This window comes from Acinetobacter sp. YK3 (genome assembly GCF_001729365.1).
In the GTDB taxonomy this organism is placed as follows: domain Bacteria; phylum Pseudomonadota; class Gammaproteobacteria; order Pseudomonadales; family Moraxellaceae; genus Acinetobacter; species Acinetobacter vivianii.
Genome location: NZ_LZPJ01000120.1, coordinates 1 through 16014, shown reverse-complemented (window position 1 = coordinate 16014; position 16014 = coordinate 1). Strand labels below are relative to the sequence as shown.

Sequence of the window (16014 nt, the reverse complement as noted above, 5' to 3'; positions counted from 1 at the left end):
AAAAGACTATGTCTTGTTTGACATGCAGACTGGAGAAAGATAAAGGGTAAAATGCCTATTTAAAGTTTTGTAGGTTTTTGTTTTTTATGTATTTTAAAAAATATCAGAAAAATAATTTTTAAAAGAATTGACCAAAATGACAAAGTTTAAGTTTAGCTGATTGAAAGTTGGCAAAAGTTCCAGTCTGGAATCATTTAGTTAGATGGATTCGCCAGTCAAATTTTTTATTCAGATTTAGAAATATGTTATTCCAGATAGCGTTGTTATTTGAGCACTTAGATTCAAGCCTTCCTTAAACTACAAATAAGAAAGGCTTAAAGTAGACTGTTTTAATTCAGTTTTTCAAGCTGGATGCTTTCCCGATAATATTTGCATCCCTTAAACAGCAAGAAAACACCAATTATTCCTGCAATCGCATTCACAATCGAAATGGAGTTTCCAACCATTAGTGTATTTTCAAAATATTTATCAGTTAATAACGCGACTGCTGTTGTGCCAACACCTAATGCAATTAGATTGGAGATAAGCAAAAATTTGGCTGAAATCTGAGCGCGTAATTGATTTGGAGTGAGCATTTGGGTGGCCGCTGCCGAGGCGGGAATTGGAAAAGTTGAGAAGAACATGGCGATAAAAATTAGGCCAAAGGATAGATACATATTGTCAACTTGAGTGAATAAAACACTTGGTAGTACAAGCGCAGCACAGCCGATCATACCTGCCCGAATGGCAGCATCGCTATATCCTTTTTTAGAAAAGTAATCGATTAGCCATCCACAAAATAATGCACCTGCGGTATTGGCAATTAAAATGATACTCCCGAGGATATAACCTGTTTGGCTGGCATCTAAACCAAAGTGACGCATATAGAATGCAGGTGCCCAGCCCAACAGTGAGTAAAGCATCATGGTATAGAAAGAAAAACCAATAAAATGACAAAAGAAGGTTTTTTTGTGGGTTTTGATAAATGCAATGGAGTTTTTAAACGATGCCTGTATGACCTGTCCATTCTGATCCAGCTTTAAACCTTTACGTTTAGGTTCTTTCACCGTCAGAATCATGACTAAAGCCAGCAAAACACCTGGTAATCCTACGATGAAAAAGGTGAGTTGCCATGTTTTTAATTGTCCGATCACAGGCAAAACGACCATATCCACATTTTTTAACAGGCTTATCACATAACCGCCGATCAGAAAGGCCAGACCTGAGCCTATGAATGCCCCAATCGCATATAAACCTAAAGCACGTCCCAGTTTTTCCTTGGGGAATAGGTCTGTAACGATCGAATAAAATGCTGGTGATAGAGCGGCTTCGCCCGCACCGACACTTAATCGGGCAATAAACATCTGGATAAAGTTTTTACTCAAGCCACATGCTGCTGTAGCAAGACTCCAGAAGGCAATGCCAATAGAAATAATCTTGATTCGTGATTTTTTGTCTGCAAGCGCAGCAATCGGAATGCCCATAAATGCATAAAATAAAGAGAAAGCCAGACCTTGTAATAAGCTGAACTGCGTGTCAGTTAACATGAGATCTTGTTTAATCGGTTCGATCATCAAGGACAGAATCTGGCGATCTACAAAAGAAAGAATATAAGCCACCATACAGATCACAACGACATACCATTGATAGCCGAAGCTTTCTTGGGTATGAAGTTCTTGCTCTTTTTGTACCGTATGCTCGGGTGTGTGATTGGTTTCGTGCTCATTCCTGCCGAGCACATTTTCTAGGTTGTTATCATTCATTGTGCATCTTCCTGTGATGACTGGGATTTTAAACTTGATACTTTTTATTAAATTATTTATTTTTTTGGTATCGTATGTTTATTTATATAAAGTTTTAATTGATCAAGCAATACACAATTAAAATAAAAGTGAAAATTACTCGAGAGAATAAAGAAAATGGATAAATATTTTATAAATAGGAAGGTTGAGGATATAGTTTTATACAAAATAGAGATTATTAATTAAAGGTTTATTGTGGGATTGGTTTGTTTGATACTTTGTTGTTATTATGAGTTTTATAATAAAAATATTATGAATTGTGCTATATTTTTATTATGATGCATACAATATAATTCCTCCCATCTATAATAAAAGAAGGATAATTAAAAATATGATTCAACTTCTAAGTTTTAGATAATTTTTAGTTTGACAACTAAATCAGCTTAAACCTTCTGTCAAAATCACAATATATTCACCAGCCAAATCACGATGTTTTTTGGCCTGTTGATAGGCATCACTGTGATACCAGTTCTGTGCTTCCTGCATCGTGCTAAATTTGATAATGGCAACGCCATCAGTTTCAATATTTTCTAAAGCAATCGATTGTCCATAAAAAACGATGGGTTCAGCATCAAAACCTTGACTGGCTTGACGTGCCAACGTGGTATAGGTCTTCATTTCATCTTGGTTTTTTAATTCTTTACGAATCAGAATGATATAGGCACTCATGGATTTTCCTGAATTGAACTTATTTTTAGGATTCTAAATTTTAAATGATTGATGGACACCTGATCGTATCCATCAATCTGGGTAATTTAAGCTGCGCGGGCAACCAAAGTTAAAATATCATAAGTCGCCACTAGTTCATCACGTTGATTTTTCACCTTGATATCCCAGACCACCACGCCATGTTCGGGTTGAGATGGATCTTTTTGCGGTTTTGGTGTTTTCTGTTTGCAGGTCAGTTCTACCCGAATCGAATCGCCAATTTTGACTGGTTCGACAAAACGTAAATTATCCATACCATAATTGGCAATCACAGGACCTTGAGCAGCATCGACAAATAAGCCTGCTGCTGCTGAAATAATGAAGTAGCCATGCGCAACACGCTCACCGAAGAAAGAATCTGCCGCAGCGATTTTGTCGGTATGCGCATAGAAATAGTCACCACTGAGGCAAGCAAAATTGACAATATCTGCTTCAGTCACGGTACGGCGTGCAGTCAGTAAACGTTCACCAATCACCAGTTCATCAAATGATTTTTTAAATGGATGAACTCGGTCTTCATTGATATTTGAACCCGCCGTCCATGAATGGGTGACTTGCGTCAGGCTATTCGGTGAACCTTGAATCGCTGTGCGTTGCATATAGTGTTTAACTGCACGAATGCCGCCAAGTTCTTCACCGCCACCAGCACGACCTGGGCCGCCGTGAACGAGGTGAGGTAGTGGAGAACCATGTCCCGTACTTTCTTTGGCTGACTCTTCATCCAGAATATGAACACGACCGTGCCACGGTGCAATTTTCTGGATGATCTGCTCAATATTTTCATCCGTATTTTTTACTACTGAGGCCACCAGACTGCCTTCACCACGCGCCACCAGGTCAACAAGTTCATCAATGGATTGATAAGGCATCAAGGTACATACAGGGCCGAATGCTTCAGTGGTATGTACTGAGATGGCTTCTAATGGTTTGTCACAGCGCAAGAGTGTCGGTGGAAAGAAGGCGCCTTTTTCTGGATGATCTGCATTAAATTTAAATGCGCTATCGCCACCAAATACAATTTGAGCTTCTTTTGCCAGTTCAGCAACTTTGGCTGCTACATCCAGTTTTTGTTTAGGGCTGGCTAGGGCGCCCATCGTTGTGTCTGGTTTTTGTGGATCACCAACCACGACTTTTGCCAGTTTGGCGCTCAGCTTTTGCTGGACTTGTTCAAGCAGAGCATGAGGAACAAAGGCACGGCGAATGGCGGTACATTTTTGTCCAGCTTTGGTGGTCATTTCACGAAACACTTCACGTACAAACAGATCTAGCGTTGCTTCATTCGCTTCTGGACTGAGAATCGCGCTATTGACCGAATCTGCTTCCATACTGAATGGAATGGAGTATTTATTTAAGTGCGGATGATTGCGAAGCTTTTGGCCTGTATATGCTGAACCTGTAAAGGTGACGCAGTCTTGAGGGCCTAAATAATCAAAAAGATCATAAATTTGACCACAGATCAGTTGTAGCGAACCTTTGGGTAAAATTCCCGTTGCAACAATTGCCTCAACCACGGCTTGAGTCAGTTGAGCGCCTTCAGTTGCAGGTTTGACAATACAAGGCACACCGGCCAAGAGCGTCGGCGCAATTTTTTCAAGCATGCCCCAGATTGGGAAGTTAAAGGCATCGATATGCACTGCAACACCAGCTTTAGGGCTTAAAATATGCTTCGCGCCAAAAGTGCCGTTTTTAGAGAGCTGAATCCAGCTATCTTCGGTAATAATTTTTTCATCATTCAGTTCACGGCGTACCAGACTTGAATAGGCGAATAAGGTCTGAATCCCGCCTTCGATATCAATCCAGGCATCTTTACGTGTCGCACCAGTGGCATGAGCTAAGCTATAGAACTGTTCTTTTTGCTCAAGTAAATGTTGGGCAATTTGCTTTAGTGCATTGGCACGTTGATGAAAAGTCCAGTTTGCCAGTTCAGTACCATTTTGCTTGGCATATTGCACGACCTGTTGCATATCGATGCCATGACTACTGACGCTATAGATTGGGGCACCCGTAATTGCATGTACAACGGTACGTGTCTCTTCATGACTTGAATGCCAGATTCCATAGACATAAGACGCCAGTTTGGTTAACTGCTGGCTTGAGCTTTGTTCTTTAATATCCGTGGTTGCTTCTTCTAGATGTGCTTGTTCAAGCATGATCAAACTCCATTTTTATGTGATACATCAATTATAGAAATACTTAAAATATGATTCATAATTTCATATTGATTGCGCTAAAAGTCAACCTTATTTTATTTTTAAGCTTGAATAAAATTTTTATTAATTTAATTTATATTAGATAAATCAATAATTTGAATTTGATTTTGTGGTGAATTTTAATTTGATACAAAAATATCGGTTGACTTTATTTTATGCGTATCGAAAAATGGATTCATGGATGAAATCCTCAAGGAATTGAAACATGGAAAATAATTATCAGAAATTTGAGCACAACATTGCCAATGACATCACCATTGAAGCCAAAGATGAAATGCCTGAGGCCTATCGTAAAACCTTGATTCGTCAGATTGGACAGCATGGTCATTCGGAAATTGTCGGGATGCTGCCAGAAAGCAACTGGATTACCCGTGCACCGACATTGAAACGTAAAGCTGTATTACTGGCAAAAGTTCAGGATGAAGCAGGGCATGGTCTCTATCTTTATAGTGCGGCTGAAACCTTAGGTGCAGACCGTGATGAGATGATGGAAAAATTGATTGATGGAAAAATGAAATATTCATCGATCTTTAATTATCCAACGGTGAGCTGGGCCGATGTGGCGGCGATTGGCTGGCTAGTGGATGGTGCTGCGATTGTCAATCAGGTTGCTTTATGCCGTACCTCTTATGGCCCTTATGCGCGTGCCATGGTGCGAATCTGTAAAGAAGAAAGTTTCCATCAGCGTCAGGGTTTTGAAGCCATGATGGCGTTGGCTGCTGGATCTCCCGAACAAATACAGATGGCGCAAGATGCAGTGAACCGTTTCTGGTGGCCTGCACTAATGATGTTTGGCCCAAGTGATGAGCATTCTCCAAATAGCGCACAAAGTATGGCATGGGGAATCAAGCGCTTTAGTAATGATGAATTGCGCCAGAAGTTTGTCGATAACACCGTACCGCAAATCTTACAGCTTGGTTTGACCGTGCCTGATGCGGATTTGAAATGGAATGAGGAAACTGGTCATTACAGCTATGGCGAGATTGACTGGCAAGAATTTAATGAGGTGATTGCGGGTCGTGGGCCTTGCAATCATGAACGGATCGAAGCGCGACGTAAGGCTTGGGAAAATGGCAAGTGGGTGCGTGATGCAGCCGTTGTCTACGCCAAAAAACAGCAAAACCAAGTCGGTAAAGTCGCTTAAAACAGAATTGATGGAAAAATTTAAGGATATCGCAATGGAAAATAAGAACAATTGGTCGCTTTATGAAGTGTTCGTGCGGAGTAAGCAGGGTTTAAGTCACCGTCATGTTGGTAGTTTACGCGCGCCTGATGATGAGATCGCCCTGCAAAATGCACGTGATGTATATACCCGCCGCAATGAAGGTATCAGTATCTGGGTGGTGCGTTCGGAACTGATTAAATCTTCGCAGCCAGATGAAAAAGCCGAGTTTTTTGAACCTGCATTGGACAAAGTCTATCGTCATCCGACTTTCTACCATATCCCTGATGGCATTGAGCACATGTAAGGGAGTATGCATATGAACAATATCGTTTTATCTAAGTTTTTATTACATATCGGCGACAGTCAACTGGTGTTGGCACAACGTCTGGCCGAGTGGTGTGGTCATGCGCCTGAACTGGAAATTGATATTGCATTGGCCAATATCGGTCTGGATTTACTAGGCCAATCCCGAAATTTTCTGACTTTGGCAGGACAATACGAAGCTGAAAAACGTGATGAAGACCAATTGGCTTATTTCCGTAATGAACGTGAGTTCTTGAACTTATTGTTGTGTGAACAACCGAATGGTGATTTTGCGCAAACCATCGTACGTCAATGGCTGATGGATCATTACCATGTGTTGTTATTAACGGCGTTAACCCAATCCGCAACGCCAGAAGTCGCGGCATTGGCGGTGAAATCTTTAAAAGAAGCCAAGTATCACATTCGTTTCTCAACCAGCTGGATGGAACGTTTAAGCCTCAGCACGGCAGAAGCACATCAACGTGTACAACAGGCATTAGACAATTTGTGGCGTTTTAGCGCTGAACTGTTCGAGTTGACTGCGGAAGAAAAAACACTGGTTGAGCAAGGCATCATTCCTGATTTATCCAGCGAAAAAGCACAATGGGATCAGGTCGTAGCTGCCGAACTAAAGCGTTTTGAATTGAGCATTCCTGCAAATGGTGCCTACCGCCGTGGTGCCAAACAAGGTTTGCATACCGAGCATCTGGGTTATCTGCTGGCTGAAATGCAATCCATTCAACGCAGTTATCCTGAGATGACTTGGTAAGGCAAGGAGTGTCGCTATGCACATGATTCGTCATTGTATTGATCAATGTTGGGATGTTTTAGAAAAGGTCAGCGATCCAGAGATTCCAGTGCTGTCAGTGGTGGATTTGGGCATGATCCGTGGTGTGGAGTTGAATGAACAGCAAGAAATTATTGTTCGATTGACACCAACTTATAGCGGTTGTCCAGCTACTGACCTGTTAAAAGCACAGATTGTCGAAGCACTGGCAGCAGAAGATTTGATTCCCGCAAAAGTCATCATTGACCTATCAGAAGCATGGACCACGGACTGGATGTCGGACGCAGGTAAACAGAAACTGCAAGCCTATGGCATTGCGCCACCAGAAGGTACGGCACAGCAATGTGGAACGCATGTTCATCTGAGTGATGGCGTGGTGTGTCCTCATTGCAAGAGTCGTAAAACCCGACTGTTAACCGAGTTCAGCTCCACCGCTTGCAAAGCCTTGTACAAATGTCAGGACTGCCTTGAACCTTTTGATTATTTTAAATGTATTTAAAGTCTTGGATAAGGAAATCAGCCATGAGCCAATTTATTCCATTAAAAGTAAAAACAATTACACCACAGACTGATCAGGCGATTTGCATTGCCTTTGATCTGGCCGCAGAACAACAGCAACAGTTTCAATTTCAGCCAGGCCAGCATCTCACTATTCGCCATTTAACCGAAGCTGGGGAAATTCGCCGTTGCTATTCAATCTGTAGTTATGCGCCAAAAGAAGACATCAGCATTGCAGTCAAAAAAATTGAGCAGGGCCAATTTTCCAATTGGGCCAATGAGCATTTAAAAGTGGGTGATGTACTGGAAGTCATGCCACCACAAGGTGTGTTTTTTCAGAAAGCGGCACGTACGGGTGGTCAAGCCTATTTAGGCATTGCTGCGGGCAGTGGAATTACCCCAATTCTTTCCATTATTAAACAGGTGTTATTTGAGCAAGAGTCGGCAAATTTTACCTTGGTATATGGCAATCGCTCATGGAAACAGACCATGTTTTCCGAGCAGATTATGGACCTGAAAGATCAGTTTAAAGAACGTTTCCAACTCATCAATATCTTCTCGCGGGAGTTCAACGACAGTGAACTGCTGAATGGTCGTATTGATGAAAAGAAGCTCAAGCAGTTATTTGAACATGACGTATTAGAGTCAGACTTTGACCATGTGTTTGCCTGTGGTCCTGATGAAATGATGGATACCGTCGAAAGCCTGTTACCTGATTTGGGGATTACGAAAGAGCGCATTCATACCGAACGTTTTAACACAGGTCATATCCGTAAACGTCCAGCGGAAGCCGATGCCCATCGTAAGGAAGAAAAAGTCAACATCGTGCTAGATGGACGAGAGCTGATTGTTGCGGTTGGACAAGAGGACGAAAGTATTCTCGATGCTGCATTACGTGCAGGTGCAGATTTGCCTTATGCCTGTAAAGGTGGCGTATGTGCCACCTGTCGCTGCAAGGTACTTTCAGGTGAAGTGGATATGTTCCTGAATTATAGCCTTGAAGATGATGAGGTGGAAAAAGGCTATGTACTGAGCTGTCAGACTTTACCGAAAGGCGCGAATGTGCGTTTGAGCTTTGATGAGTAGAGAAACAGCGATGCAAACATTGATTCAGGTAGAAACACCACTTGAGGGTGTCATGCTGCTGAGCCTAAACCGTCCAGAAAAACGCAATGCCTTGAATAATGCCACCTTACAGTATTTATGTGATTTGCTGGAACAGGCTGAACACGATCCTCAAGTAAAAGTGGTTGTGTTAACGGGCAATCACAATTGCTTTGCTGCGGGTGCAGATCTGAGCGAATTGGCGGCAATGGATGCGGTGTCCTTACAACTCGATATTCGTCCAAAGTTATGGCAGAAGATCGATGCATTTACTAAGCCCATCATTGCAGCAGTGAATGGTTATGCCTTAGGTGCTGGATTTGAACTGGTTCTACATTCGGATATCGTGATTTGTGGTGACAATACCAAATTTGCTCTGCCTGAGATTGGTTTAGGGATGTTACCGGGTGCAGGTGGCACACAACGTTTAGCTCGTTTGGTCGGCCAGCAATTGACTATGCGCTGGGCAATGACGGGTGAAATGATCTCCGCCAAGCAAGCACAGCAGCATGGTATCTGTAGCGAAGTGGTACCAACCGTACTCACTGTGGAATATGCCATTCAACTGGCAAGCAAAATTGCCAAGCAAGCACCTTTAGCGATTCGGGTAATCAAGCAATCGATCAAAAGTATTCATGAGACAACATTAAGTCAGGGACTGAAATCCGAACGACAAAACTTTGTCTGGTTGGCAGCAACCAAGGATCGGAATGAAGGCATTAGCGCATTTTTTGAAAAAAGAAAACCAATCTTTAGAGGTGAGTGATGGACTATAAAAATATTATTGTTGAAGAAAAAAATGGTGTGGGTTATTTAACCTTCAATCGTCCACAAGCATTGAATAGCTTTAACGTGGACATGCACCGTGAGGTGGCTGAGGTTTTGAATCTTTGGGCAAAAAAACAGGACGTTCGCTGTATCGTGATCAGTGGTGAAGGTCGTGGTTTTTGTGCAGGACAAGATTTAGGTGACCGTGTGGTTGATCCGAATGCCGCTGCACCAGATTTAGGGTATTCGATTGAAACTTACTATAACCCGCTGATTAGAACCATTGTGAATATGCCAAAACCTGTCATCTGTGCGGTGAATGGCGTGGCGGCAGGTGCAGGTGCAAATATCGCTTTGGCGTGTGATCTGGTGATTGCAGCTAAATCTGCCAATTTTGTACAGGCGTTCTGCCGTTTAGGTCTGGTACCTGATTCGGGTGGAACATGGTTCCTGCCACGCGCAGTCGGTCACGCACGTGCCATGGGGCTTACTTTACTCGGTGATAAATTACCAGCTGAAACTGCTAAAGAATGGGGCATGATCTGGGATGTTGCTGAAGATGCAGAATTAAAAACAAAAGTCACTGAGCTGGCTGAACGTCTCGCGAAACAGCCGACTTTTGGTCTTTCATTGATTAAAAAAGCCATTCATCAATCCCCTAATCATAGCTTTGATGAGCAGATGCATCTGGAAAGAGACCTACAGCGTATCGCGGGCCGTTCAGAAGATTATCGTGAAGGTGTACAAGCTTTTATGAATAAGCGTGAGCCAAACTTTCAGGGGCTTTAAGCATGACTCATCTGGATTTATCTGATGCCCGCATTGCCGTTATTGGCTCTGGAACCATGGGCATCGGGATCGCCCAATTGGCTATTATGAATGGTCATTCAACTGTTCTCTACGATCTTGATCGTGAAAAGACCCAGCAGGCGGTTGAGGGATTGCATCAGACTTTTGCCAAACTGGTTGAAAAAGGCAAGATAACAGACGAACAGGCTCAACAGGCATGTTCACGTTTAAGCATTGCTGATGGTATAGATGATTTAGCTGATGTGAATTTGGTGATCGAGGCGGTGGTTGAAAAACTGCAAGTAAAGCAGTCTTTGTTCCAACAGCTTGCAGCTATTTGTAACGAACACACTATTTTTGCCACCAATACCTCATCTATTTCAGTGACTGCGATTGCGGCTGGGATTCCACAACCTGAACGTGTCGTGGGCCTGCATTTCTTCAATCCTGCGCCAGTGATGAAACTGGTCGAGATTGTGCAAGGTTTAAAAACACCAGCAGGATTATGTCACGCGTTAAAAACTTTGATGCTGAACTGGAAGAAAATTCCAGTGCTGACCAAGTCAACACCGGGTTTTATCGTGAATCGTATCGCCCGTCCATTCTACGCAGAAGCATTTCGTGCCTTACAAGAACAGGTCACAACGTATGAGCAGCTGGATTATGCCTTAAAGCAGTGTGGTGGTTTTGCGATGGGGCCGTGTGAACTCACCGATTTGATTGGGCAGGATGTAAATTTTTCTGTGACCCAAAGTGTGTATGAAGCCTTCTTTTATGAGCCGCGTTATCGTCCAAGTCTGGTACAAAAGGAACTGGTCGATGCAGGTGCATGGGGACGCAAGTCAAAGCAAGGTTTCTATCACTATGATGAAAAAAATCAGTATGCGACTTTTCAACCCCAAGCTATTACGGCGACTGCTTTTCAAGCAAAGGTTCAGGTCAAAGGCACATGGTCTCAGCTACCAACGCTACTCACACGGTTAGCGCTGAATGGTGGGACTGAAAATGAAGAAAATATCATTCAGATGGATGATATTGATCTACGGTTAAGTCAGGGGGAATCTGCCAATCTGAACTATCTAAGCCGTAAAACGGTATTGATGGATTGGCATCATGATTTTTCTAAGGCGCAAGCCGTAGTGCTGAGCCACAATCAATTGTGTCAAGCCGATGATCTGGCAAAAGTTGATGCATTTTTTGCTCAATATCAGATGTATGTGATCTGGATTACAGACCATCCTGCATTATTAACTTTACGTACCCTTGTCTTGCTGATCAATGAAGCCTGTGAAGCCAGTCTTCACGGTATTACCAGTATGGAAGATATTGATAATGCCATGAGATATGGTGTCAATTATCCTAAGGGGCCGTATCAATGGATGATGCAATTGGGCGCGCAGTATGTGCTGCAAACCCTCAATAATTTATATGCCATTTATGGCGAAGAAAAATATCGTGCAAGTCTTTATCTCAAACAATACGTGGCACAGCAGCAAAGCGTAACGGCCAACGATTCAAAAGATTTAACCGCATTTGCATAAGCAGGAGTGATCATGGAAGACGTTTTTATTTGTGATTTTATTCGTACCCCGATTGGACGCTATGCGGGTTCATTGAGTTCAGTACGTACCGATGATCTTGCTGCATTGCCTATCAAGCATTTAAAAGAAAAACACGCACATTTACCGTGGCAGGATTTAGATGAAGTATTTTTAGGTTGTGCCAATCAGGCGGGCGAAGACAATCGCAATGTTGCACGTATGGCAACCTTATTGGCTGGATTACCAGAAGCAGTTCCTGCCATGACAGTGAATCGACTCTGTGCTTCAGGACTGGATGCAGTGGGTTTGGCAGCACGTTCGATTAAATCGGGTGAATCACAGTTTGTATTGGCAGGTGGTGTCGAGTCCATGAGCCGTGCACCTTTTGTACAAGCCAAGCAAACTGAAGCTTTTGGGCGTAGTCCTGAAATATTTGATACGACCATTGGCTGGCGTTTCATCAATAAAAAGATGAAAACACAATATGGTACAGATAGCATGCCGGAAACGGCTGAACATGTGGCTGAAAAATATCAAATCAGCCGACAGGATCAAGATGCTTTTGCAATTCGTAGTCAACAAAAAGTGGCTACGGCACAGCAAGCAGGTTTCTTTGATGAGGAAATTTTGCCAGTTGAATTGGTGGATCGTAAAAAGAACATCACAATGTTTGCCCAAGATGAGCATCCTCGTGCAGATACCAGTCTGGACAGTTTGGCGAAATTGAAAGCACCATTCCGTAAAGAGGGTGGTTCAGTTACAGCAGGCAATGCATCAGGTGTAAACGATGGCTCGGCGTGTGTTTTACTCACTAACCGCCAATTTGCAGATACGCATGGTTTAAAACCTTTAGCTCGTGTGGTGGCGATTGCCAGTGCAGGGGTTGAACCGAAATATATGGGTATTGGCCCAGTCCCAGCGGTACAAAAATTATTGAAACAAACGGGTCTGAGTCTGGATCAAATGGATGTGATTGAGCTAAACGAAGCTTTTGCTGCCCAGTCGCTAGCTTGTATGCGTGAGTTAGGCCTGAAGGATGATGATATACGTGTTAACCCCAATGGTGGCGCAATTGCACTGGGTCATCCTCTCGGCATGAGTGGCACGCGTTTGGTAATTACTGCCACCAGAGAATTGAAAAGACGCCAAGGGAAGTACGCGCTTTGCACCATGTGTGTCGGTGTTGGGCAAGGTGTCGCCCTGATTTTAGAAAATGTAGCTTAATTTAATTGAAACGAAACGGTTCGAATAATATAACGAAATAGGAGAGACGGCAGTGGATAGCCTCATTACAGAAGACGTAGAAAAAATGACGCTTGCGGAGTTACGAGCGCTTCAAACCAAACGGTTAAAAGAAACATTGAGTAATGTTTACGCCAATAGTCCTGTGTACAAGAAAAAGTTTGATGATGCTGGTGTGCATCCAGATGATTTCGTCACACTGGATGATCTGGCTAAATTTCCATTTACCACCAAACAGGATTTACGCGACAACTATCCGTTTGGCATGTTTGCCGTTCCGCAAGAGCAGATTGTGCGTTTACATGCCTCGTCTGGCACAACAGGTAAACCAACCGTCGTTGGCTATACCCAAAAAGACATCAACACTTGGTCAGATATTGTTGCGCGTTGCTTGCGTATGGCGGGCTTGAGTGCCAAAGATATGATTCAGGTGGCTTATGGTTATGGCCTGTTTACGGGTGGTTTAGGTGCGCATTATGGTGCTGAACGCTTAGGCGCAACTGTGATTCCGATGTCAGGTGGTCAGACAGAGAAACAGGTGCAACTGATTCAGGACTTTAAACCAACGGCAATCATGGTCACGCCATCCTATTGCATCAGCATTATTGAAAAGCTCGAGCAACAGTTGGGCAGTGCGCGTAATACCTCATTAAAAGTTGGTATTTTTGGCGCAGAGCCGTGGTCGAAAGAGTTACGCCGTGAGATCGAAGAGCGCCTGAATATCAAAGCACTGGATATTTATGGTTTATCTGAAATTATGGGCCCTGGTGTTGCCATGCAATGCCTTAATGAAGGTGACGGACTAACCATTTGGGAAGATCATTTCTATCCTGAAATTATTAATCCTGAAACTGGTGAAGTGTGCAAGGACGGTGAGCTGGGTGAACTGGTGTTCACCACCATCACCAAAGAGGGTTTGCCAATCATCCGTTATCGTACCCGTGATTTAACCCGTTTATTGGCGGGCCAGAATCTCGTCATGCGCCGTATGGATAAGATCGTAGGACGTAGTGATGATATGCTGATCATTCGTGGGGTCAATGTTTTCCCGACCCAGATCGAAGAACAGATTTTACAAGTTCCAAGTCTGGTGCCAAATTATGAAATTCTGGTGGCGAAAAAAGGACACATGGACACTTTGCATATCCGTACCGAAATGTGCCATAACTGTGACATGCAGGCGCAGCAACTGGCTCAGCAGTTAATGCAACGGATTAAAACCATGATCGGGATTTCAGTAACGGTAGAAGTAGTGAATGAACTGACTTTGCCGCGCTCTGAGGGGAAAGCAAAACGCGTTATCGATATGCGCCAGATTGCTTAACATTATGATCATTCAGGGTATAGAATCTATATCCTGAATCTTAAACGCCAAGATAAAAGTATGAGTGCAAAGCTACAGCAAATTATTGATTCGATTATTCAGAATGAAACCTTAAGTGGTACATCGCTCATTTCAACCATTTTTGGTGATTCGGTGCTGCATCGTGGCGGTAATATTAGTCTTGCCAGCTTGATTCAGTTGCTGGAGCTGTTTGATTTTAATGATCGTGCTGTACGGACTTCCGTGTTTCGCTTGGTGAAAAATGACTGGCTAGATTCAGACAAGATTGGCAGAACCAGTTTTTATCGTATTACCGATGCCAGTCGATCAAAATATTTGCAAGCAGAGCAACGGATTTATAATGATCAGATGAAGGAATGGGATCATTCTTGGGATCTGATCCTGATGTCGAGTCTGGATACAGACAATAAAGCATTTTTGAAGAAAGAACTGGAATGGCTAGGTTTTGCCAATATTTCGACCAATCTGATGGCTTATCCGGGATCTAATCGACTGCAATTACAAAAGTTGCTGGTTGATCTGAATATGAGTGAGCAGGTGGTGGTGTTTAAGGCAGAGACCTTGCAGCTGTTTAATAACTCGACCGATACCATTAGCCGTATGTTAGAGACCAACTGGCCGATTGATGAGTTGCGTCAACGTTACCTGCAATTTCTGGATATGTTTCGGGAAATCGGAGCAATCTTGATGCAGGACGATGAGCGCATTGAACCTGTGCAAGCCTTTCAGATCCGGACTTTACTGATTCATTATTACCGTCGGATTTTGCTTAAAGATCCTGCTTTGCCTTTAGAGTTGCTATCGGCAGACTGGCCCGCAGTCAAGGCGCGTACCTTATCCATGAATATCTATAAAAAAGTCTTTGAAGCCGCAGATGACTATTTCTTGTCGGTTGCTGCTACATCGGAAGGGCCTATGCCCAATGCAACTGCACATTTCTGGCGTCGCTTTGGCGGTTTGAGCCAAAATAATGAGAGAGTGAGTGATGCCTTGTTACAGTATTGATGGAGTGATTCCCGTTGTTCATCCCAGCGCATTTGTGCATCCCACTGCTGTTTTAATTGGTGATGTGATTATTGAGGCAGGGGTTTATATTGGCCCTTTTGCTTCATTACGGGCTGATTTTGGCCGTATCCATATCAAGGAAAATGCCAATGTACAGGACAACTGTATCATTCATGGTTTTCCGCAAAGTGTTACGCTGGTTGAGGAAATGGGACATATCGGTCATGCTGCGACGTTGCATGGTTGTCGTATCGGTAAAAATGTCTTGATTGGCATGAACAGTGTTGTTCTGGATTATGCGGAAATTGGTGAAAATAGCATTATTGGTGCCAATAGCTTGGTGAAAACTAAAGATCAAATCCCTGCCAATGTTCTGGCTTTAGGCAGTCCAGCAAAAGTGGCCAGAGAACTTTCTGAAAAAGAACGACACTGGAAAATTCAAGGTACGCAGGAATATATTCAGTTGGCGCAGCGTTGTTTAAGCACAATGAGGGAAGTTTTACCTTTGGCAGAAGAATCTGCTGAACGTAAGACCTATCAGGATTTTCAGTCAGAGCACCAAATTAAACCTAGCACATAAATAATCTGCCTCTTTTTCTATAATGGGGTATTTTATTTTAGATTTAATAAAACTAAAAATTATAATCTATTCCACTGTATGTAAAATATTGAATAATAAAAGACCAAATATCGAAGATATGCCCTAAATACAAAAAACACTGTCCTATTTTAATGGTTTATAAAGAGTTTTTTTGAATTAGAATCATA

General features: G+C 42.9%; 15 protein-coding genes. 12 read left to right on the top strand and 3 right to left on the bottom strand.

Translation table 11 applies throughout. The features are described 5' to 3' along the window. Positions 1–329: 329 nt before the first annotated feature. The 3 genes from A9Z07_RS14840 to paaZ all read right to left on the bottom strand — a co-directional run bounded on the left by A9Z07_RS14840 (position 330) and on the right by paaZ (position 4639). Positions 330–1742: a spinster family MFS transporter gene (locus A9Z07_RS14840; protein ID WP_069579671.1), complete on the bottom strand. Its 1413-nt coding sequence runs from the start codon at positions 1740–1742 to the stop codon at positions 330–332. A gap of 417 nt (positions 1743–2159) precedes the next feature. Further along, positions 2160–2450 (bottom strand): DUF1330 domain-containing protein, encoded by a 291-nt coding sequence (locus A9Z07_RS14835; RefSeq protein WP_069579666.1) that lies wholly within the window; start codon positions 2448–2450, stop codon positions 2160–2162. A gap of 86 nt (positions 2451–2536) precedes the next feature. After that, the gene (gene paaZ / locus A9Z07_RS14830; RefSeq protein WP_069579664.1) at positions 2537–4639 is read right to left on the bottom strand and encodes a phenylacetic acid degradation bifunctional protein PaaZ; all 2103 of its coding nucleotides are present in this window, start codon (positions 4637–4639) and stop codon (positions 2537–2539) included. Between the two features lie 265 nt (positions 4640–4904). Here paaZ and paaA point away from each other — a divergent pair, with 265 nt between their 5' ends. The 12 genes from paaA to A9Z07_RS14770 are packed head-to-tail and all read left to right on the top strand — an operon-like array spanning position 4905 to position 15826. Next, the gene (gene paaA, locus A9Z07_RS14825; RefSeq protein WP_069579660.1) at positions 4905–5843 is read left to right on the top strand and encodes a 1,2-phenylacetyl-CoA epoxidase subunit PaaA; all 939 of its coding nucleotides are present in this window, start codon (positions 4905–4907) and stop codon (positions 5841–5843) included. Between the two features lie 34 nt (positions 5844–5877). Beyond that, a complete protein-coding gene (paaB, locus tag A9Z07_RS14820; RefSeq protein WP_004772025.1) occupies positions 5878–6168 on the top strand; it encodes a 1,2-phenylacetyl-CoA epoxidase subunit PaaB in 291 nt (96 codons plus the stop codon). A 12-nt stretch (positions 6169–6180) separates the two neighbouring features. Next, the gene (gene paaC / locus A9Z07_RS14815) at positions 6181–6936 is read left to right on the top strand and encodes a 1,2-phenylacetyl-CoA epoxidase subunit PaaC (RefSeq protein WP_069579657.1); all 756 of its coding nucleotides are present in this window, start codon (positions 6181–6183) and stop codon (positions 6934–6936) included. Between the two features lie 16 nt (positions 6937–6952). Then, positions 6953–7453 carry a 1,2-phenylacetyl-CoA epoxidase subunit PaaD gene (gene paaD, locus A9Z07_RS14810; protein WP_047427188.1) on the top strand — a complete coding sequence of 167 codons (501 nt, stop codon included), beginning with the start codon at positions 6953–6955 and terminating at the stop codon, positions 7451–7453. Between the two features lie 23 nt (positions 7454–7476). Further along, entirely contained in the window at positions 7477–8538 is a 1062-nt protein-coding gene (gene paaE / locus A9Z07_RS14805) for a 1,2-phenylacetyl-CoA epoxidase subunit PaaE (protein ID WP_069579656.1), read from the top strand. 10 nt (positions 8539–8548) lie between these two features. After that, positions 8549–9322 (top strand): enoyl-CoA hydratase-related protein, encoded by a 774-nt coding sequence (locus A9Z07_RS14800; RefSeq protein WP_069579690.1) that lies wholly within the window; start codon positions 8549–8551, stop codon positions 9320–9322. After that, positions 9322–10113, top strand: a complete 792-nt coding sequence (gene paaG, locus A9Z07_RS14795) for a 2-(1,2-epoxy-1,2-dihydrophenyl)acetyl-CoA isomerase PaaG (RefSeq protein WP_005257354.1) — start codon at positions 9322–9324, stop codon at positions 10111–10113. The genes A9Z07_RS14800 and paaG overlap by 1 nt, the downstream gene beginning before the upstream one ends. Before the next feature lie 2 nt (positions 10114–10115). Next, positions 10116–11654 (top strand): 3-hydroxyacyl-CoA dehydrogenase, encoded by a 1539-nt coding sequence (locus A9Z07_RS14790; RefSeq protein WP_069579654.1) that lies wholly within the window; start codon positions 10116–10118, stop codon positions 11652–11654. 12 nt (positions 11655–11666) lie between these two features. Further along, positions 11667–12878: a 3-oxoadipyl-CoA thiolase gene (gene pcaF / locus A9Z07_RS14785; RefSeq protein WP_004772034.1), complete on the top strand. Its 1212-nt coding sequence runs from the start codon at positions 11667–11669 to the stop codon at positions 12876–12878. 52 nt (positions 12879–12930) lie between these two features. Beyond that, positions 12931–14220 carry a phenylacetate--CoA ligase PaaK gene (paaK, locus tag A9Z07_RS14780; protein ID WP_069579653.1) on the top strand — a complete coding sequence of 430 codons (1290 nt, stop codon included), beginning with the start codon at positions 12931–12933 and terminating at the stop codon, positions 14218–14220. Between the two features lie 60 nt (positions 14221–14280). Continuing rightward, a complete protein-coding gene (gene paaX, locus A9Z07_RS14775; protein WP_062847336.1) occupies positions 14281–15246 on the top strand; it encodes a phenylacetic acid degradation operon negative regulatory protein PaaX in 966 nt (321 codons plus the stop codon). Further along, positions 15227–15826, top strand: a complete 600-nt coding sequence (locus A9Z07_RS14770) for a gamma carbonic anhydrase family protein (RefSeq protein WP_069579649.1) — start codon at positions 15227–15229, stop codon at positions 15824–15826. Before paaX ends, A9Z07_RS14770 begins: the two co-directional genes overlap by 20 nt. The last annotated feature ends 188 nt before the right edge of the window (positions 15827–16014 follow it).